The organism is Halomonas profundus, assembly GCF_020865425.1.
In the GTDB taxonomy this organism is placed as follows: domain Bacteria; phylum Pseudomonadota; class Gammaproteobacteria; order Pseudomonadales; family Halomonadaceae; genus Vreelandella; species Vreelandella titanicae.
In genome coordinates, this window is record NZ_CP086344.1 from 2,023,150 (window position 1) to 2,042,125 (window position 18,976).

18 protein-coding genes are annotated in these 18,976 nt (G+C 54.2%); 16 read left to right on the forward strand and 2 right to left on the reverse strand.

Annotation, left to right across the window (positions count from 1 at the left end; all coding sequences use genetic code 11):
* Positions 1-27 precede the first annotated feature (27 nt).
* From LMS44_RS09020 to LMS44_RS09030, 3 genes are all read left to right on the forward strand, one after another.
* Positions 28-1,257 (forward strand): porin, encoded by a 1,230-nt coding sequence (locus tag LMS44_RS09020; RefSeq protein ID WP_278369361.1) that lies wholly within the window; start codon positions 28-30, stop codon positions 1,255-1,257.
* Positions 1,258-1,268: 11 nt separating this feature from the next.
* Positions 1,269-1,706 (forward strand): hypothetical protein, encoded by a 438-nt coding sequence (locus LMS44_RS09025; RefSeq protein ID WP_022523865.1) that lies wholly within the window; start codon positions 1,269-1,271, stop codon positions 1,704-1,706.
* Between the two features lie 109 nt (positions 1,707-1,815).
* Positions 1,816-4,002 (forward strand): putative bifunctional diguanylate cyclase/phosphodiesterase, encoded by a 2,187-nt coding sequence (locus tag LMS44_RS09030; RefSeq protein ID WP_233974852.1) that lies wholly within the window; start codon positions 1,816-1,818, stop codon positions 4,000-4,002.
* 71 nt (positions 4,003-4,073) lie between these two features.
* On the opposite strand, the gene LMS44_RS09035 is transcribed toward LMS44_RS09030, so the two are convergent.
* On the reverse strand, positions 4,074-5,738 hold the full coding sequence (locus LMS44_RS09035) for an electron transfer flavoprotein-ubiquinone oxidoreductase (RefSeq protein ID WP_009286425.1): 1,665 nt from the start codon (positions 5,736-5,738) through the stop codon (positions 4,074-4,076).
* Between the two features lie 509 nt (positions 5,739-6,247).
* Here LMS44_RS09035 and LMS44_RS09040 point away from each other — a divergent pair.
* The 8 genes from LMS44_RS09040 (at position 6,248) to LMS44_RS09075 (ending at position 13,480) form a co-directional block, all read left to right on the forward strand.
* The gene (locus LMS44_RS09040; RefSeq protein WP_009287816.1) at positions 6,248-6,997 is read left to right on the forward strand and encodes an electron transfer flavoprotein subunit beta/FixA family protein; all 750 of its coding nucleotides are present in this window, start codon (positions 6,248-6,250) and stop codon (positions 6,995-6,997) included.
* A 70-nt stretch (positions 6,998-7,067) separates the two neighbouring features.
* Positions 7,068-7,994, forward strand: coding sequence for an electron transfer flavoprotein subunit alpha/FixB family protein (locus tag LMS44_RS09045; protein ID WP_174788138.1), 927 nt, complete (start codon positions 7,068-7,070; stop codon positions 7,992-7,994).
* Between the two features lie 202 nt (positions 7,995-8,196).
* Positions 8,197-8,808: a superoxide dismutase gene (locus tag LMS44_RS09050; RefSeq protein ID WP_022523859.1), complete on the forward strand. Its 612-nt coding sequence runs from the start codon at positions 8,197-8,199 to the stop codon at positions 8,806-8,808.
* Positions 8,809-9,071: 263 nt separating this feature from the next.
* Positions 9,072-9,293, forward strand: a complete 222-nt coding sequence (nrdH, locus tag LMS44_RS09055) for a glutaredoxin-like protein NrdH (protein WP_008956787.1) — start codon at positions 9,072-9,074, stop codon at positions 9,291-9,293.
* Positions 9,294-9,302: 9 nt separating this feature from the next.
* The gene (gene nrdI / locus LMS44_RS09060) at positions 9,303-9,737 is read left to right on the forward strand and encodes a class Ib ribonucleoside-diphosphate reductase assembly flavoprotein NrdI (RefSeq protein ID WP_009286427.1); all 435 of its coding nucleotides are present in this window, start codon (positions 9,303-9,305) and stop codon (positions 9,735-9,737) included.
* A complete protein-coding gene (nrdE, locus tag LMS44_RS09065) occupies positions 9,719-11,941 on the forward strand; it encodes a class 1b ribonucleoside-diphosphate reductase subunit alpha (protein ID WP_022523858.1) in 2,223 nt (740 codons plus the stop codon). The genes nrdI and nrdE overlap by 19 nt, the downstream gene beginning before the upstream one ends.
* A gap of 103 nt (positions 11,942-12,044) precedes the next feature.
* Complete coding sequence (gene nrdF, locus LMS44_RS09070) at positions 12,045-13,016, forward strand: class 1b ribonucleoside-diphosphate reductase subunit beta (RefSeq protein ID WP_159176658.1); 972 nt, start codon at positions 12,045-12,047, stop codon at positions 13,014-13,016.
* A gap of 62 nt (positions 13,017-13,078) precedes the next feature.
* Positions 13,079-13,480, forward strand: coding sequence for an NUDIX hydrolase (locus LMS44_RS09075; RefSeq protein ID WP_022523857.1), 402 nt, complete (start codon positions 13,079-13,081; stop codon positions 13,478-13,480).
* A 63-nt stretch (positions 13,481-13,543) separates the two neighbouring features.
* Here LMS44_RS09075 and LMS44_RS09080 read toward each other — a convergent pair.
* Positions 13,544-14,901 (reverse strand): IS3 family transposase gene (locus LMS44_RS09080; RefSeq protein ID WP_223827930.1). Its coding sequence is split into 2 segments (ribosomal slippage): positions 13,544-14,419 and positions 14,422-14,901, totalling 1,356 coding nucleotides; the frame shifts between segments, so codons are not numbered across the junction.
* Between the two features lie 237 nt (positions 14,902-15,138).
* Here LMS44_RS09080 and LMS44_RS09085 point away from each other — a divergent pair.
* The 5 genes from LMS44_RS09085 to LMS44_RS09105 are packed head-to-tail and all read left to right on the forward strand — an operon-like array spanning position 15,139 to position 18,975.
* Positions 15,139-15,921 carry a DUF3450 domain-containing protein gene (locus tag LMS44_RS09085; RefSeq protein ID WP_278371451.1) on the forward strand — a complete coding sequence of 261 codons (783 nt, stop codon included), beginning with the start codon at positions 15,139-15,141 and terminating at the stop codon, positions 15,919-15,921.
* Positions 15,918-17,264, forward strand: coding sequence for a MotA/TolQ/ExbB proton channel family protein (locus tag LMS44_RS09090; RefSeq protein ID WP_022523854.1), 1,347 nt, complete (start codon positions 15,918-15,920; stop codon positions 17,262-17,264). The genes LMS44_RS09085 and LMS44_RS09090 overlap by 4 nt, the downstream gene beginning before the upstream one ends.
* Position 17,265: 1 nt before the next feature.
* A complete protein-coding gene (locus LMS44_RS09095) occupies positions 17,266-17,808 on the forward strand; it encodes a MotA/TolQ/ExbB proton channel family protein (RefSeq protein WP_022523853.1) in 543 nt (180 codons plus the stop codon).
* Positions 17,801-18,208: an ExbD/TolR family protein gene (locus LMS44_RS09100; RefSeq protein WP_022523852.1), complete on the forward strand. Its 408-nt coding sequence runs from the start codon at positions 17,801-17,803 to the stop codon at positions 18,206-18,208. The genes LMS44_RS09095 and LMS44_RS09100 overlap by 8 nt, the downstream gene beginning before the upstream one ends.
* Positions 18,205-18,975, forward strand: coding sequence for an energy transducer TonB (locus LMS44_RS09105; RefSeq protein WP_159176660.1), 771 nt, complete (start codon positions 18,205-18,207; stop codon positions 18,973-18,975). The genes LMS44_RS09100 and LMS44_RS09105 overlap by 4 nt, the downstream gene beginning before the upstream one ends.
* Position 18,976: the final 1 nt, after the last annotated feature.

An 18,976-nucleotide genomic window follows, 5' to 3' on the forward strand; every position in this document is an offset into this window, starting at 1 on the left:
ATATAACTAATGAAATAGGGAACGAGCATGGTAAGGCAAGTCACTTGGCTTTGCGCCATTTTGATCGTTACCCAAAGCGGCGCCTTGCTTGCTGATAACTCCCTACCTAATCTTGAATTCAATGGTTTTGGCACGCTGGGGGTCGTTCACTCTGACGAGCAAAATGCTGACTTCGTTAATGACCCTTTTGCTTCACAAGGTGCTGGATACAGCCATGATTGGAGCGCAGAAGTTGATAGCCGCTTAGGGCTTCAAGCTACGCTGCATCTCACGCCTAAACTGTCCTCGGTTGTTCAAGTAGTCAGCGAGAAGCGGTATGACGGCTCTTACGCACCTGAGATTGAATGGGCGAATGTTCAATACGACATTACCCCTAATCTTAGTTTCCGCGTTGGGCGTATGGTGCAGAGCTCATTCATGGCTTCTGAACATCGTAAAGTTAATTACGCCACTCCATGGGTGCGGCCTCCGCAAGAAGTTTATCGTCTAATGCCGGTGGCTAATTTTGACGGTGTTGATATGCGCTATCGATACCCAGTAGGGGAGACTACCAATGAATTGCAGTTGAATTTTGGTGGTGGCAGCGTTGATTACTCAACGGGTAGTATCGACGCCAGCGATTCCTGGGGCGTTTCTCACCGTACTCATTGGGGGGATGCCACCCTGTTTGCCAGCTACGGCGAACTGAAAGTAAGCGCAGATGAACTCTCACAATTCTTCGATGTTTACCGCCTCTTTGGTCTACCCGGTGAACAGCTTGCTAGCCGCTACGAAGTTGATGGTAAGCGTACGAGCCTGCTGAGCTTAGGGTTAGGTTATGACCCCGGGTCATGGTTTGTTATGGGCGAGTGGGCACGCTCTTCGTCGCCTTCTCTGTTAGGGGAGAGCGAAGGAGCCTACATGACGTTAGGTTACCGTGTCGCCGAGTGGACACCGTATGTAGGTGTGGCGCGAGCAAAAGTCACCAGCAATACGTCAGAGCCTGGGCTAAATGCTGCCCTGTATCCATCGCCCTTTGCAGAAGGTGCCCAGCTCCTTAACGGGATGTTGAATGAGCTACTATCCAGCGGAATACAGCAAGAAAGCATAACGGTTGGTGCACGCTGGGATTTCAGACCGGGTATGGCTCTTACGGCCCAATATGATCACATCGATATGCGCTCAGGGACATCAGGGGGGCTGATTAATCAACAGCCCGAGTTTACCCCAGGTGGACGTATTAACCTGTTCAGCCTTTCGCTCGACTTTGTGTTTTAAGGAGAGTGGCCATGCTTAAACGTCTAACTGGATCCGGAATCAGCCTCTTATTGGGGGCGATGTTGAGCATGACTTATCATCCTGCTTCAGCCGAAGTATTGGTGGTGGTATCAGCCGAGGCGCCTTTTACTCGCCTTACCAGCAGCGATTTAAGGGATGTTTATTTAGGGCGCCGCACGCTAATAGTTAACGGAGCACAGGTGGTGCCCTTGGATCTGACTGAAGGTACGGCAGCGAGAAGTGAGTTCTACACCCGCTACACGGGGCAAACCCCTGCGCAGATCAAGGCACACTGGGCCAGGCAGATATTTACCGGGCGAGGGCAGCCGCCCCAAGCGCTGGCTAATAGTCGCGCAGTGGTAGAGCGATTAGTCAGTGATGCAAAAGCACTGGGCTATATAGACCCTTCCTTTCTTGATGAGCGTTTGAGAGTGGTGACAATTGAGTAGTCTCAATGATCCAAGAGGCCCGAGCCGGGTCAGCTCATCCAGAGCCTTTATTCATCGATGGTCGCATCATCTTGTAGAGCCACTGGTACTCTTTAGCATCGTGGCTTTTATGATGTTACTGGTTATATGGGGAAGTACTTATTTTTTAGTCAATAAAGAGCGTATGTCCATTGAGCGCCAGGCAGAGCTGTCCGTAGGTGAAATCACCGACACCTACGAAGCAAGGGTTGTAAGGGCCCTCAGGGAAATTGACACGACACTGAAGTTAGTACGTTTTACCGCCAATAGCAGCAATCACTCGAGCGTGCTCAGTGTGTTAAATGAGCAGCGGCTGCTGCCTCCCGCACTGCTTTTTACCATCAGTATTGTTGATTCGCAGGGCATGGTTGTTGAGACCACTGATCCTGGGCTGCTTGGGCAGCGCCTAACGCCTCCTGCGCAAGCAATGCTGGACGATGATTACTTAGCCGTGGGAGAAAAGGATGCTAACCAGATTACCTTTACTCGGCCATTAAGGCCTGAGCAAGAATCTGCGCAAGGGGGAGGCTCAGGCTGGGTCATCATCGCTATTGATGCCAATTACTTTGTGAGCAGTTATGAAGTTCGGTCTTTGGGCCAGCAGGGCATGCTGGCACTCGTCGGTGCGGATGGCATCGTACGGGTCAGGCGTTCTGGAGATGTGATCCATTCAGGCGAGTTAATGGATATAGGAGCCTGGAAAAGTAGCACACTGGATGCTGTTAGTGCGCCCTTTATGACCCACTGGCAAGGGGTTGAGCGTTACACACTGGTGCGCGAGCTGTATGATTTTCCACTCTCGATCGTGGTAGGGCTCTCTGCCCAGGAGCAGTTGGCCGCAGCTCACCAGCTTGCGCGAAACTATTGGCAGCGGGCCGGTTGGACTAGCGGCCTGCTACTCATCATTCTGGCTATACTCGGTCGTTTGAGCTGGCAACTTCAGTGGGCGCGGCGGCGGGTAATGGAAGAGCGTGTATCACATGCTCAGCAGGTCGAACACTTAGCTTTCCATGACACGCTAACCGATTTGCCTAATCGAGCCTTTTTGAGCCACTTGATTACTCAGGCCGTGAAGCTTGGCGGTCGCCATAGTGAATCCTTCGCGCTGCTTTTCTTGGATCTTGACCGCTTTAAGTTAATCAATGACACCTTGGGTCACGATGCCGGAGACCATCTCCTGCAAGAAGCAGCAAGTCGACTGACCACTTCGGTGCGTGAAAGTGATGTCGTCGCTCGGTTAGGGGGCGATGAATTTGTCATCCTTTTGAGTAAGGTTAGTCGACGAGACCAGATTGAGCCCATCGCCCAAAAAATTCTTTCAGCCATCAGAGAGCCCTTTATGCTAGCGGGCCAGGAGTGCCATGTCTCGGTAAGTATTGGTGTCTCGCTGTATCCGTTTGACGGGCTTGACGAGCAAACATTAATGAAAAGCGCTGATATGGCGATGTATCAGGCGAAGCTGCTGGGCAAAAACACTGTCCAGTTCTATACCGATGAATTAAGTGCGGAAATGGATGTGCGTTTAACCTTGGAGTCTGGCCTGCATCGTGCGCTTGTGAGTCATGAGTTTAGGTTGTTCTTCCAGTCAAAGCATGACGTCGAAGTAGGTAGCACGCTTGGCATGGAGGCATTGCTTCGTTGGCAGCATCCAACGCTTGGATTGCTGGAACCCGCCCAATTCATGCCCCTGGCTGAAGAGAGCGGTTTGGCCATGCCTATCGCTCAATGGGTGCTCGAAAATGCCTGTAGGCAAAACATGCTGTGGCAACAAGAAGGGTTTCCCGCATTAACGATGGCGGTCAAGATTTCTGCACGCCAATTTTACGACAACAGCTTTGTGGAGAGTATCAAGGAGGCATTAGCCACTACTGGAATGGATCCCTGGCTACTTGAGTTGGAAATGACAGAGAGCATGCTGCTGCAGGATGTTCAGCGTACGGCGAGTATCTTTGCCGAGATTAAAAAACTCGGGGTTAAGATAGTCATTGACGATTTTGGTACAGGGTATTCTTCTTTATCTGACTTAAACGCTTTGCCTGTCGATACGTTAAAAGTAAGTTCTTCTTTAGTTAAGCGCTTATCAGGCACTCGTCGCGACCAGCAGTTATCGTCATCGGTCATTGAGTTGGGTAAGCGTCTAGGGATGCAGGTGTTCGCGAAAGGGGTCGCTTCTCATGAGCAGTCCCATTTCATAGGCAGCCACTCCAGTCTCCCTTTTCACGGCTTTTATAGTAATAGACCGTTATCAGCAGAGGAGAGCTGTCAAAGGGAGAAATAGCCCAGACAGACACCGCTTACCCTTTTACAGCCAATGTAGGGCAAGCAGTGCACAGGTTTTAGCCGACTACTTTACATATTAGGGTAGTTGGGTCCGCCACCGCCTTCTGGTGCTACCCAGGTAATATTTTGCGCTGGGTCTTTGATGTCGCAAGTTTTGCAGTGCACGCAGTTTTGGAAATTGATCTGAAAGCGTGGCTGGCCCGCGCTATCCTCTACCACTTCGTAAACACCGGCCGGGCAGTAGCGCTGCGCCGGTTCTGCGTATTTGGGCAGGTTTTCGCGGATCGGTAGCTCAGGATCGTCCAGGCGCAAATGACACGGCTGATCCTCTTCATGGTTGGTGTTCGACAGAAACACAGAGGTAGGCTTGTCGAAGGAGAGTTTGCCGTCCGGCTTGGGATAGTTAATCTTTTCAAACTCGGCTGCAGGCTTGAGGGCGCCATAGTCTGTGGTGGTGTCGTGGACGTTAGGCAGCTTGTTGCCCAGCAACTGGTGAGCAAAATTATATGCTCCACCGCCCACGGTGCCATATTTATGGATCGCGGGGCCGAAGCTGGCGCTCTCTTTAAGCTCTTGGTAGGCCCAGCTGGCTTCCCATTTCTGGGTAAAGCTCGTTAGCTCCTGGGCGCCTTCATCACCACCTTTGATCGCCTCAAATACGCTCTCCGCGGCAACCAAACCAGACTTCATGGCGGTGTGCAGGCCTTTGATCTTGGAAAAGTTGAGAGTGCCCGCATCGCAGCCAATCAATAGCCCGCCGGGGAAGGTCATTTTGGGTAGGCTGTTAAAGCCCCCCTTGGTAATCGCCCGGGCGCCATAAGCCACGCGCTTGCCCCCCTCCAGATACTGACTAAGTACCGGATGATGCTTCATACGCTGAAATTCGTCGAAGGGCGAGAGCCACGGGTTCTGGTAGCCCAGATCCATAATCAAACCCACCACCACCTGCTGGTTTTCCGCATGGTAAAGAAACCAGCCGCCGTGAGCGTTTTTATCTAATGGCCAGCCAGAACCATGCAACACAAGCCCAGGCTCATGCTTGTCGGCAGGCACATCCCACAGCTCTTTAAGGCCGATACCGTAGTGTTGCGGGTCGCGACCTGCATCCAGTGAGAAGTCTTTGATTAAGCGCTTGCCCAAATGCCCCCGCGAGCCTTCGGCAAACAGCGTGTATTTGGCGCGTAGTTCCATGCCCGGCATATGGCCATCTTTAGGGGTGCCATCTGCGGCAACACCCATGTCGCCAATCAGAATGCCGCGCACGGCGCCTTCTTCAATAATGACCTCTTGGGCGGCAAAGCCTGGGAAGATTTCTACGCCGAGGCCCTCTGCCTGTTCCGCCAGCCAGCGGCACAGATTGCCTGCACTGATTACATAGCGGGTAAGCTCGCCGCCGGTGTTATGCATGCTTTTAGGTACCAAGGCGTTGGGCACTTTCTGCGCTTTTTCGGCGTCTTTGAGCAAGAAAACGTCATCGCGAATCGCCGGGGTATTGAGCGGTGCGCCGCGCTCTTCCCAATCTGGAAACAGTTCCGCCAGTGCGCGAGGTTCAAAGACCGCGCCCGATAAAATATGTGCGCCAACTTCTGAGCCTTTCTCAACGACGCAAACCGTGAGCTCTTGCTCAGCCTCGTTGGCTTGCTGCATTAGTCGGCATGCGGCGGAAAGCCCAGATGGGCCCGCACCGACAATGACGACATCAAAGTCCATTACATCGCGTTCTACAGTTTCCACCCGGTTTCTCCTTATTCTCTTTAAGTGCCAGCGTTTACAAAGCTAATCTAAGGTTAACTCCAGGGAACTAGCTTATAAAAAGTCGGCCTTAATTTAAAACGGTCGTTTGCTTCTGGTTATGCCTCATGATAGGCATAATACCTGTGTCAGGTCACGCCTACGATGGTGAAAGGAGCATTTATTGACGGTATGCTTTGTTAACCCTCGTTCAGTGCTACGACTAAGGCCGTAGTGGATGATTAAGCATTAGGTATTGTCGCTTTGTGGCAGGCTATGGCAAATTGGGAGGGTTTTTCAATTGCGCACCTATCAAACGCTCGATTGAATTTTATGCATTGAATTTAAAAGCGCCGCCATTTTTTGTTGGCAGCGCCTGTATTGGGGCAGGCGAATCGCTGTTGAGCGATTGCCGGTAAGTCTTCAATACACCACACATCTTAAAAAGGGGTATCCGCTGGGCGGGTGCCGTCTCAGGGTAACGGCTTTACGACAAGCCAAGCGAGGAACCTATGAAAGTACTCGTCGCGGTGAAACGCGTCATCGACTACAACGTCAAAATCCGCGTTAAGGCGGATCATTCGGACGTCGATCTTACCAACGTCAAAATGGCCATGAACCCTTTCTGCGAAATTGCCGTGGAAGAGGCGGTACGCCTGAAAGAGAAGGGCGTGGCGACAGAAGTCGTCGCCGTCACGGTAGGGCCCAAAGCCGCCCAAGAGCAGCTGCGTACGGCGCTGGCGCTGGGCGCCGACCGCGCCATTCATATCGAAACCGACGAGCGCGCCGAATCCCTGGCCGTGGCCAAGCTGCTGGCCAAAGTGGTCGAAGAGGAGCAGCCGGGGTTGGTGGTGCTGGGCAAGCAGGCCATCGACACCGACAACAACCAGACCGGCCAAATGCTCGCCGCGCTGACCGGTCTGCCCCAAGGCACTTTTGCCTCGGAAGTTGCAGTGGACGGTGACAAGGTGAACGTGACGCGTGAAATCGACGGCGGCCTGCAAACCATCGCACTGACGCTACCGGCGATCGTCACCACCGACCTGCGCCTCAACGAGCCTCGCTACGCCAAGCTGCCCGACATCATGAAGGCCAAGAAGAAGCCGCTGGATGTGAAAACCCCCGCCGACTACGGCATCGAGGTCGCCTCCAAGGTCAGTCTGCTCAAAGTAGAGTCGCCCGCCGAGCGCAAAGGCGGCGTCAAAGTCGCCTCGGTAGACGAGCTGATCGACAAACTGAAAAACGAAGCCAAAGTTCTTTGAGATAAGCTCTTTAAGATAAGTGCTTTGAAAACCGTACTTTAAGAAAAGAGCTTTGAAAGGAGTTGATGCCATGAGCATTCTGGTACTTGCGGATCTACACGAAGGCCAACTGGCCGGCGCCACTGCCCACGTCGTAGCGGCCGCCCAAGCCATCGGTGGCGATATTGACGTGCTGGTGGCCGGTGAAGGGGTTCAGGCCGCCGCGGAAGCTGCCGCCAAACTCGACGGCGTAAGCAAAGTACGCGTCGCGGATAACGCCGTTTACGCCCACCAGCTGGCCGAGCCAATGGGCGCGCTGCTGGTCGAACTGGCCGATGGCTACACCCACGTACTGGCCAGCGCCTCCACCACCGGCAAAAACGTACTGCCGCGTTTAGCGGCGCTAAAAGATGTTAGCCAGCTGTCGGACGTTATCGCCGTGGACAGTGCCGATACCTTCAAGCGTCCTATCTACGCCGGTAACGCCATTGCGACGGTGAAAAGCGACGATGTGCTCAAGGTCATCACCGTGCGTTCCACCGGCTTTGATGCGGTCGGCACCAGCGGCAGCGCGACGGTGGAAGCCGTCGACGTAGTGGTGGACAACAGCCAGTCCAGCTTTGTCAAAGAGGAGCTGGCGCAGTCAGATCGTCCCGAATTGGGCGGAGCCAAGGTGGTGATCTCCGGTGGCCGCGGTATGGGCAACGGCGAAAACTTCAAGCTGCTCGACGGCATTGCCGACAAGCTGGGGGCTGCCATTGGTGCTTCCCGGGCCGCGGTAGACGCAGGCTTTGTGCCCAACGATATGCAGGTTGGCCAGACCGGCAAGATCGTTGCCCCAGATCTGTATATCGCCGTGGGTATTTCCGGTGCCATTCAGCACCTGGCGGGCATGAAAGACTCCAAGGTGATCGTCGCGATCAATAAAGACGACGAAGCACCGATTTTCCAGGTGGCGGATTACGGCCTGGTGGGGGATCTATTTGAGATCCTGCCGGAACTTGAGAGCAAGCTGTAAGCAATACCGTGATTCAATAGCGGTGGGCCGACTTCGCCAGAAGTCGGCTTTTTTTTTGGCGGGTGTATTAGGTAAACTGGCAATAGTTGACTAAAGTACTGGGGCAAAAGGTAAGAAAAACCACCCCGGTGGTTGAAAAAGCTGCGGGCTGACCGCACATAGATAAATGAAAGCAACGAAAGCCACTCAAGGAGATGATGATATGGCACATACACTACCCGAATTGCCGTACGCATATGACGCTCTCGAACCAAACATCGATGCGATGACGATGGAAATTCACCATTCTCGTCACCATCAAACCTACATCAACAACCTGAACGCCACGCTGGAAGGCACAGGTCTTGAAGATGTACCTGTCGAAGAGCTGGTCGCTAATCTGGATCGCGTTCCAGAAGCCAAGCGTCAAGCCGTTATCAATAACGGTGGCGGTCATGCCAACCACTCTATGTTTTGGCAAATGATGTCGCCTAACGGTGGTGGTAATCCCCAGGGTGATGTCGCAAAAGCGATTGACGCTGAGCTGGGTGGCCTGGAAGCCTTTAAAGAAGAATTCAAAAAAGCCGCCCTTGGCCGTTTCGGCAGTGGTTGGGCTTGGCTCTCCATTACTCCTGAAAAGAAATTGGTGGTAGAGAATACCCTGAACCAAGACAGCCCGTTGATGCACGGCAACACGCCGCTGCTCGGTCTGGATGTTTGGGAGCATGCCTACTACCTGAAGTATCAAAACAAGCGTCCTGACTACATTGCTGCGTTCTTTAACGTAGTTAACTGGGAAGACGTTGAGCGTCGTTATCAAGCTGCGATTAGCTAATATTGCTATGAGCCGCTAACTGCGCCGGTTCACGGCGCTGTTAAAAACCGTCCACTTTTTAGTGGGCGGTTTTTTATTGCCTGGGACAGTGTTTTAGGGGCAGGGTTGGGCATTAGCTGTCAATATCCTGTGGATGAAAAATACCACATATGCTTGAATTGATTTTTCATTGGTCTATATATAGTATGCGTCGTATCTTTTAGAGAGGGCAGGCACTAGATGTGCCCTACCCGAAAAATGCCGCTATGAAAAGGAAAATAGCCATGGAAATCCAAATTTATAGCAAGCCCGCTTGTGTTCAATGCACCGCGACTTACCGCGCGCTCGACAAGCAGGGGCTTGATTACACTGTTATCGATATTACCGCCGAATCCGGTGCCCAAGAAGAAGTCGAAGCTCTCGGCTATCGCCAGCTTCCTGTCGTAGTCGTCGGCGAGGATCACTGGTCGGGTTTCCGCCCAGACCGCATTCAAGCGCTGGCTTAAGTCATCCCAATGCTGGCAAGTTGCTCACCTTCACCTATCGCCGGCAGTTTGGTTTACTTCTCTACAAAATCAGGCAATACCCATCGATTTGTAGAAAAACTTGGTTTTGCCGCAAAGCGACTGCCGTTGAATCGAGATGAGCCTGTTCCACGAGTCACCCAGCCGTATATTTTAATTACCCCCACTTATGGTGGGGGAAGCGAGCAGGGTGCGGTGCCCAAGCAGGTGATCCATTTTCTTAACGACACACATAATCGAAGCCTCCTGCGGGGGGTGATTGCAGCGGGAAATACAAATTTTGGCGAAGCGTATGGCCTTGCTGGCCGCATTATTGCGAAAAAATGCCAAGTGCCGCTGCTGTATCGATTCGAATTATTTGGCACCGACGATGACGTGGCCAATGTCCGTCAAGGAGTAGAAGAGTTTTGGAAACGACAAACCTAGCCCTGAAAGACTCAGCGCCGAAAGACTCAGTCTCGAACGACGTATCCACTAAAAACGGTGAGGCCAAGCGGCCAGCGGCGAAGACAGAAGCTCGCACGCTGGACTATCACGCTCTTAACGCCATGCTCAACCTGTACGGTGCCAATGGCGAGCTGCAGTTGGATAAAGATCGCGAAGCGGCACGCCAGTACTTTTTGCAGCACGTTAACCAGAACACGGTGTTTTTCCACTCGTTAGAGGAGAAACTCGATTACCTGGTCGAAGAGCAGTATTACGAAGCCGAGATGCTGGCCCAGTACAGCTTCGCCTTTATCAAGGCGCTGTTCGAGCAGGCCTATGCATATAAGTTTCGCTTCCCTAGCTTTTTGGGCGCCTTTAAGTACTACACCAGCTACACGCTGAAGACGTTCGACGGCAAGCGCTATCTAGAGCGTTACGAAGACCGCGTCTGCATGGTCGCGCTAACCCTGGCGCGGGGCGACGAAACGCTGGCGAAGTCGCTGGTGGATGAAATCATTAGCGGCCGCTTTCAGCCGGCGACCCCCACCTTTTTGAACTGTGGCAAGCAGCAGCGCGGCGAGCTGGTGTCATGCTTCCTACTGCGTATCGAAGACAATATGGAGTCGATTGGCCGTTCGATTAACTCGGCCCTCCAGCTCTCCAAACGCGGCGGCGGCGTGGCGTTTCTGCTCAGTAATATTCGTGAGTCGGGTGCGCCCATCAAGCGTATTGAAAACCAGTCATCGGGCATCATCCCGATTATGAAACTGCTGGAAGACGCCTTCTCCTATGCTAACCAGCTGGGGGCTCGTCAGGGGGCAGGGGCGGTGTATCTTAACGCTCACCACCCGGATATCCTGCGCTTTTTGGATACCAAGCGGGAAAATGCCGACGAGAAAATTCGTATCAAAACGCTCTCCCTGGGCGTGACGATTCCGGATATTACCTTTGAACTTGCCAAGCGCAACGACGACATGTACCTGTTCTCGCCCTACGATGTAGAGCGTGTTTACGGCGTGCCCTTTGGCGACATCAGCGTTACCGAGAAGTACCAAGAGATGGTTGCGGATGCGCGCATTCGTAAGCATAAGATCAATGCACGGGCCTTCTTCCAAACTCTAGCCGAGCTGCAGTTCGAGTCGGGCTACCCGTACATCATGTTCGAAGACACGGTTAATCGCGCCAACCCGATTGCTGGCCGTATCAACATGAGCAACCTTTGCTCGGAAATTCTTCAGGTCAATACGCCTACCGAGTATGACGATGACCTGGGTTATCGCCAAATCGGTCAGGACATCTCCTGTAACCTGGGCTCCATGAACATTGCCAAGGTGATGGACGCAGGCGATATCGGTACCAGTGTGGAAATCGCCATTCGTGGCCTCACCGCCGTATCAGAGATGAGTAACCTGCGCAGCGTGCCCTCTATTGCCGAAGGTAATGCCAAGTCGCGGGCGATTGGCTTGGGCCAGATGAATCTACACGGCTATCTGGCACGGGAGCACATCTACTACGGCTCTGACGAAGGTTTGGATTTTACCAATCTCTACTTCTACTGCGTTGCCTTCCATGCGATTCGTGCGTCGAACCGTTTGGCGATTGAGCACAAAGAGTCGTTTGCGGGCTTTGCAGACTCTACCTACGCCTCGGGTACTTTCTTCGATAAGTACACCGACCAGGCGTGGTTGCCGCGGACTGATAAAGTACGTGGGCTGTTTGAGCGCAGCGGTATCGCGCTGCCGACCCAGGACGATTGGCAGGAGCTGAAAGCCTCGGTCATGGCCCACGGTTTGTATAACCGTAACCTGCAGGCAGTACCGCCCACGGGGTCGATCTCCTACATCAATAACTCCACCTCCAGTATTCACCCGGTGGCTGCGAGAATCGAGATTCGTAAAGAGGGCAAATTGGGGCGTGTTTACTACCCGGCACCTTTCCTGGATGAAGCTAATTTTGACTACTTCCAGGACGCCTACGAAATCGGCCCGGAAAAGATCATCGATACCTACGCGGAAGCCTCGCAGCACGTCGACCAGGGCTTATCGCTAACGCTGTTCTTCCCGGACACCGCAAGCACGCGCGATATCAATAAGGCGCAGATTTACGCCTGGCGCAAAGGCATCAAAACGCTTTACTACATTCGCCTGCGCCAGAGCGCGTTAGAAGGTACTGAGGTAGAAGGCTGCGTTTCCTGCACGCTGTAATGGTACTGATTTCTGCCGCTACGCCTTGTGTCCGTTATTGAGCATTCGTTTTTAAACGAGCTTTGCTAGCCCGGCTCTCATAGCCGGGCTTTGAGAGAGTGATATGAATACCATGCAACGTTTATCGCGCATTGATGCGATTAACTGGAACCGGCTTCAGGATGATAAAGACCTGGAAGTGTGGAACCGCTTGACCAGTAATTTTTGGCTTCCCGAGAAGGTGCCGCTGTCGAACGATATTCAGTCGTGGAATACGCTGACCGAGAAAGAAAAGCAGCTGACGATCCGCGTTTTCACGGGCCTTACACTGCTGGACACCATCCAAAGCAGCGTGGGTGCGCCGGTATTAATGGAAGACGCTCGCACTCCCCATGAAGAGGCGGTTTACACCAACATCGCCTTTATGGAATCAGTGCATGCGCGCTCCTATAGCTCGATCTTCTCGACGCTCTGTACCACCCGTGATGTGGATGACGCGTTCCGCTGGAGCGAAGAGAACCCTACTCTGCAGGCAAAATCTCAGCTGATTCTGGAGCGCTACCGCTCGGATGATCCGCTGATGCGCAAAGTTGCCAGCGTGTTCCTTGAGTCATTTCTGTTCTACTCCGGCTTCTACCTGCCGATGTACTGGTCAAGCCATGCCAAGTTGACCAACACCGCCGACCTTATTCGTCTAATCATTCGCGACGAAGCGGTACACGGCTACTACATCGGCTATAAATTCCAGCAGGCAATGGCGGAAGCGACGCCAGCGCGTCAGCAGGAAGTCAAAGATTACGCCTATGAGCTGCTGCTGGAGCTCTACGACAACGAAGTGCGCTACACCGAGTCTCTTTATGACGAGGTAGGCCTTAGCGAAGATGTGAAAAAATTCCTTCACTACAACGCCAATAAAGCGCTGATGAATCTTGGCTTTGAGCCCCTATTCCCCAGCAGCGTCACCGATGTGGACCCGACCATCATGGCGGCTCTGTCACCTAACGCCGACGAGAATCACGACTTCTTCTCCGGCTCCGGTTCTTCTTACGTCATCGGCAAAGCCGTCGCCACCGAAGACGACGACTGGGCGTTTTAATAGCCGTATGAGTGGGAGGAGATGAGTTGATGGTATAAATAAATGTGCATAGAGGAGGAGGTATGCCAGACAGTCCCGCTAACGTATTAAAAATTGCTGCAGCAATGGTGAGCGATCCCGATGGTCGTTTGCTATTAGTGCGTAAGCACAATACGTCCTTCTTTATGCAGCCCGGCGGCAAGATCGATGCGGGTGAAACCGCCCCAGAGGCGCTGTGCCGTGAGCTGAAAGAGGAGTTGGGCTTGCAGGTTAATGAAGATCAACTGATTCCGCTAGGCGTGCACAGCGCTCCCGCTGCCAATGAACCGGACATTATGCTTGAAGCGCACCTGTTTAGCCTGGTTATCGACGAGCCTGTGGAGGCGGCGGCTGAAATAGCCGAAGCAAGATGGGTAACCCGTGAAGAGGCTTGGCAACTCCCGCTGGCGCCGCTGACAAAAGAGTACGTAGTGGTTAACTATTAAGCTTAGATATTGTGATAACGGGCGCTGATGTGAACTGACCCCATAAACTTGGACAGTGAAAAACTAAGCAGCCAAGGCCTGATTTCGGTACTGCACCGGACTCAGGCCTTTTAATTTGGTCTTAATCCGCTCGTGATTGTAGTAATGGATATAGTGCCGAATGCCCGCCTGTAATTGCTCAATGGTGTCAAAGCGGTTCAGGTAAAAATATTCTGACTTCAGCGTACCAAAGAAGCTCTCCATTGCGGCATTATCCAGGCAATTGCCTTTACGTGACATGCTCTGAATCACGCCATGCTCGCTGAGCTTACGCCGGTAAGCTGACATCTGATATTGCCAGCCTTGATCAGAATGCAGTAAAGGCGCGTCTTGGTCGGCCAACTTAGCCAAGGCTTTCTTGAGCATCCCCCCTACCAGCGAGTACTGCGGCTGTTTCTGCATTGAGTAGGACACGATTTCCCCGTTGTAGAGATCCATCACAGGCGACAAGTACAGCTTTTCGCCTCGGATATTAAACTCCGTGACGTCGGTTACCCACTTTTGGTTGGGTCGTTCAGCATGAAACTGGCGGGCAAGAAGATTGGGAACACTGGCCTGTTGTCCACGATAGGAGCGGTATTTCTTCGGGCGTACCAGCGACTTCAAGCCTAGATGCTGCATTAGGCGCTGGACTGTCTTATGGTTGACCTGCTCGCCCGACTGACGCAACGCTGCTGTGATTCGGCGATAACCGTAGCGGCCTTTGTGATGCTCGTAGAGGACGTGAATGCGTCGCTTCAGACCAGCATGCCGATCTTCCAACTGCTGAGCCCTTGCCTGATAATAGAACGTACTACGCGACAATTCTGCTACTTTTAGCAGCACCGCCAAAGGGTGGCCTTGCTTCAGCTCAAGGACTATCTGCGCTTTTTCTGCGCGGCTTGTTCTTTTGCCTGACGCAAGGCCCTCAACTTTTTTAGGTAGGCCACCTCAGCACGCAAGTACTCATTCTCTTGGAGCAGCTGCTCCAGCGAGCTCTTATCCGTCAGTGGAAGTGGGGGCTTTGGGGGCTCTGTTGTAGGCATCTTCGTCGGACGTCCTCGGGCTTTAGGCTCCAACGCTTGGAAGCCTCCTTCATGATACTGGCTTTCCCACTGTCGTACGACGCTCGTACCACCTCGAATATCGAACAGAGTCGTCGCTTGTAAGGCTGATAGCTCCTCTTGCCTCATCTGTTGCAACACCGCTAATTTGAACTCAGCGCTGTAGTGGGTGAACTTTTTCTGCAAGCCACTTAGACCATGCTGTTCAAAGTGTTTAACCCAACGCCTGACGGTTGTAGGGCCAAGACCGTACTGTCTGGCCAGACTCTTGTAACCCTGCTGTCCTTCTGCGTAGCGTTGCACTACTAGTAACTTGAACGCTTCATTATGTTTCGTCATGAAAAACACCCCAATCGTTGGATGAGCGTCCAACTTTTGGGGTGCAGTTCAGATGGGCGCCTTTTTTTATGCGTGTTAGGTAAGCGAAATCAAATGATCGTTAATGATAAATATTGTCATTTATTCTATTAGTGGTAGGCTATGTCCCAGAAAAGATAAACGCAAATCGTTCTAATACCCAATTAGTTTTTAGTGGCGCGGTGCTCGCCGCCCGCTACTCAGTGACGGAGAGTCGACGTGCTGAACAGGCCTTTCTTTGCCTTGCGTGGATGGTGGCTAGCGGGAGTGCTGGCCAGTGGCACGCTGATGGCAAGTGAACAAGCAGTGGCTCAAGCGGCCGAAAGTGTCGAAGCCCAGCAAACCCAGGCAGCGCTTCAGGAGCAGATTGATGCTGCCGATGAACAGACCCGGGAGCAGTTGGAGGAGTTGCGCCGTTTGGAGCGCGAAACCCGCCAGTTGAAGGCTGATAACGCCTCTCTGTCCGGGCGCTTGGCGGAAGAGGCCGAGCGTCAGCAGCGTTTGGCGACGGCGCTGGATACGCTGGAAGAGACCCGCGCAGCGCTGCCCGTGATCGAACAGAATATGGCCGAGCAACTGAGCGGCTGGATTGAGCGTGACCTGCCGTTTCTACGTGAAGAGCGGTTGGCGCGGGTTGAGCGTCAGCCAGACGAGCAAGGTCAAAACACTATCGAGCGTATTAATGGACTGTTAGAGGCCTGGCGCGTTGAGCTCGATTATGGTCAGGAGATGGACAGCTGGCGGGGGCGTTTAAGTCAGGATGGTCGCGAACGCGAAGTGGATTTCTTGCGCATCGGGCGTATCGGCTTTTATTACCTAACCCCCGATGGCCGTGAGGGGGGGGGTTGGAGTGCTGAGAACGGCGCATGGCAGCCGCTGGATGACGAGTACCTGCGTGAAGTGCGCAGTGGGCTGCGTATGGCGGAAGATCAGCGCGCCCCTGATCTATTAACCTTGCCGCTCTCGATCAGTGCCAATGACCTGCAGGGAGAGCAACCATGAGTCGACTAACACTCCGTCAACTTGGCTATGTCTGTGTTGTATTGGGACTGGTAGCGGTAAGTGGTATATCAATGGCGCAAACCGAAAGCGCTACTTCTCTGCGTGAAGCCCGTGAGGCTGCTGAAGCGCGAGACCAGCAGCGGCTAATGAGCTTTCTGGATGACCAGCAGGCGCTAGAGTCCGCGCTGGAGCAGGCGCGCGCAGAGCACGAAGATGTCCAGCAGCAGCATGAAGCACTACAGGCGCAGCAGGCAGAGCAAACAGATCAAGCCAGCGAGCTGAGCGAGCGCCAGGCAGAGCAGGGCGAAGCGCTCTCGGGTCTGCTGGCCAATCTTGCCCGACATAGCTCAGAGATTCGCAACACGCTTGGCGAACAGAGTCTGCTAACCCTTGAGGAGGGCTCGCTGCCGCCGCGGTTGGATGAAGTGGAAGTGCTTGAGCGCCATCAGCTGGAAAACGTGGTGGATCGCTTGGCAACGCTAACCGCGCGCACCGGCCGTGCCGAACGGCTTTCAATGCCAGTAGCCGATGCTAACGGCGAGGTGGCCGCCCGCGAGTTGGTGCGGTTGGGCGATTTTGCGGCCTTTACCGAGAACGAGCTTTTAGAGCGCGGTGAAAATGACGGCAACTTAGTGGTTCTGCCGCGTACCCCCGATGCCATTGGCGGGGTACTGGCGGATTACTACCAAGGCGAGAGCAGCGTCTTTGCCATTGATCCTACCCAGGGCAGCGTGCTGGAGGCCTTGGCCCAGCAACCCAGTCTATGGGAGCGTTTCCAGCAGGGCGGCTATGTCGGCTACGTTGTCGTGGCGCTGGGTATTCTGGGTATGATCATCGGTCTGGGGCAGTATCTCTATCTAGTGCTGGTTAGCCTGCGCGTAAAGCGTCAGCGGCAATCCCTCGATCAGTTGCGGGACAATAACCCGTTGGGGCGGGTGCTACTGCGCTTTGAAGGCATGGATAAACATCAAACTCCGGAGGCGCTGGAAGCGCGGTTGGATGAAGCGGTGTTGGCCGAGTTGCCCAGGTTGGAACGCAGCCAGCCGATGGTGAAGCTGCTTGCCGCGATAGCACCGTTGCTCGGCCTGCTGGGCACGGTAACCGGCATGATCGTGACTTTCCAGGCGATTACCGTGTTTGGCACCGGCGACCCGCAACTTATGGCGGGCGGCATCAGTCAGGCACTAGTGACCACCGTACTAGGTCTAATTACCGCCGTACCGCTGTTGTTTGTACAGACCGCTTTGGCAGGCCGCAGCCGTTACTTGACCCACGTGATTGAAGGGCAGGCGAGCGCGACACTGGCAGATCATCTGGAATCTCACACGCCCGTGGTGAATTAACATGTCCACTCTTCCTCTCTGGCTCGAACCCGTTGAGCGCTTAGTAGAGGCGGGTGGCGCGGTACTGGTGGTTTTGGCCGTCGTGGCCGTACTGGTGTTTGCCATGGCTATGGAGCGCTGGTGGTACTACCGGATTACTTGGCGTATAGCACGCCGTCAACTGTTACGCCGCTGGGCGGCACGTAGTGACCACTCCAGTTGGAGTGCCCGGACACTGCGTCAGGTGTGGGCCGAGGCGCTGGTCGCCAGGCTGCGCAAACCCTTGCCATGGTTAAAACTGTTAGTCGCGCTATGTCCGTTACTAGGCCTGTTAGGCACCGTGACGGGCATGATTAGCGTGTTCGATAGCCTTTCGCTGAGCGAGACCCATCAAGCCCGCGCTATGGCAGATGGGGTTGCCCGGGCGACGCTGCCGACCTTGACCGGCATGGCCATTGCCGTAGTAGGGCTGTTATTTATTAGCCGTTTAGAGCACGTCATCCGTCGCGAAGACCAGCGGCTGCATGATCGCCTGGCGCGGGCACTGGAGGAGAGTGATGCGTAGACGTCGTTCCATAGATGCGACTGCTGAGAGCAACGAGGTGAATCTTACCCCGATGCTTGACGTGGTATTTATCATGCTGATTTTCTTTATTGTGACTACCAGCTTTGTCAAAGAGAGCGGTGTCGAGATTGAGCGGCCGGAATCTAGCGCCGCCACCCCGCGCCCGGATGCCCAGGTGCTCGTGGCGATTTCCCCCGAGGGTGCAGTGTGGGTAGATGGCAGTCCCGTGGATGCCCATCGGGTCGGCCAGCAGGTAGCCGATATGCTAAGTGATGATGGCTCGGTGGTTATTCAGGCGGATCGCGAATCCACCACGGGCTTGCTGATCGAGGTGATGGATCGCCTACGTGAGGCGGGCGTTGACCAAGTGGCGGTGGCGGCGAGTCGGAGTGGGTCATGATGCGCCACCTGCTGTCATTATTGGGAGGCGTCGTGCTGGCGGTGGGCTTGTTCTGGCTACTTGCCCAGTTAGTGGCTCCCCCTGAGCGGGAGCCCGAAGAGCTGACCATGAGCATGGCGATGACCATGATTGAAGCGCCGGAGGTGGCCCCTGAGCAGGAGGCGCCCACGCCTCAGCCTGTTGAAGCGGCACCCCAGCAAACGCCGCCGCCCATGCCTGCACCCGAGCCGCCTCCGGTAGCGGAAAGCACTATTAGTCTGCCGGAAGTGGAACTGCCAGATGAGCCCGTCGAGCCGGTTGAAATGGACAGCGAACTCCCGGAGCTAACGGAAGTTAAACCGGAACCCCGGCCCGAACCTACTCCTGAGCCGAGACCAGAGCCGACCCCGCAACAGCAACCTGTCGAGGCAGCTCCTAGAGCAGCCCCTGCGTCAGTGGATTCTGCACCCGCCGTGCGCGAAGCTGCCCCGGAAGCTCAGCCAGCGCCCTCTAATGAGCCGGTGAATGTGGGCCAAGTGACACCGACGAACCAAGTTGGTCCAAAGTACCCGCCCCGTGCCCAGCGCCGAGGTATGGAAGGCTTTGTAGAGGTGGCCTTTACGATTCGGCGTGATGGCAGTGTCGACAGCTCTTCTATACGGGTTACCAGCGCGCAGCCGCGTCGGGTGTTTGATGATGCCGCGCGGGAGGCGATTGCCAAGTGGCAATTTGAACCCAGCGATCGGTTACGCAATGCCACCCAGCGGATCGAGTTTGAGTTGAGGTAGC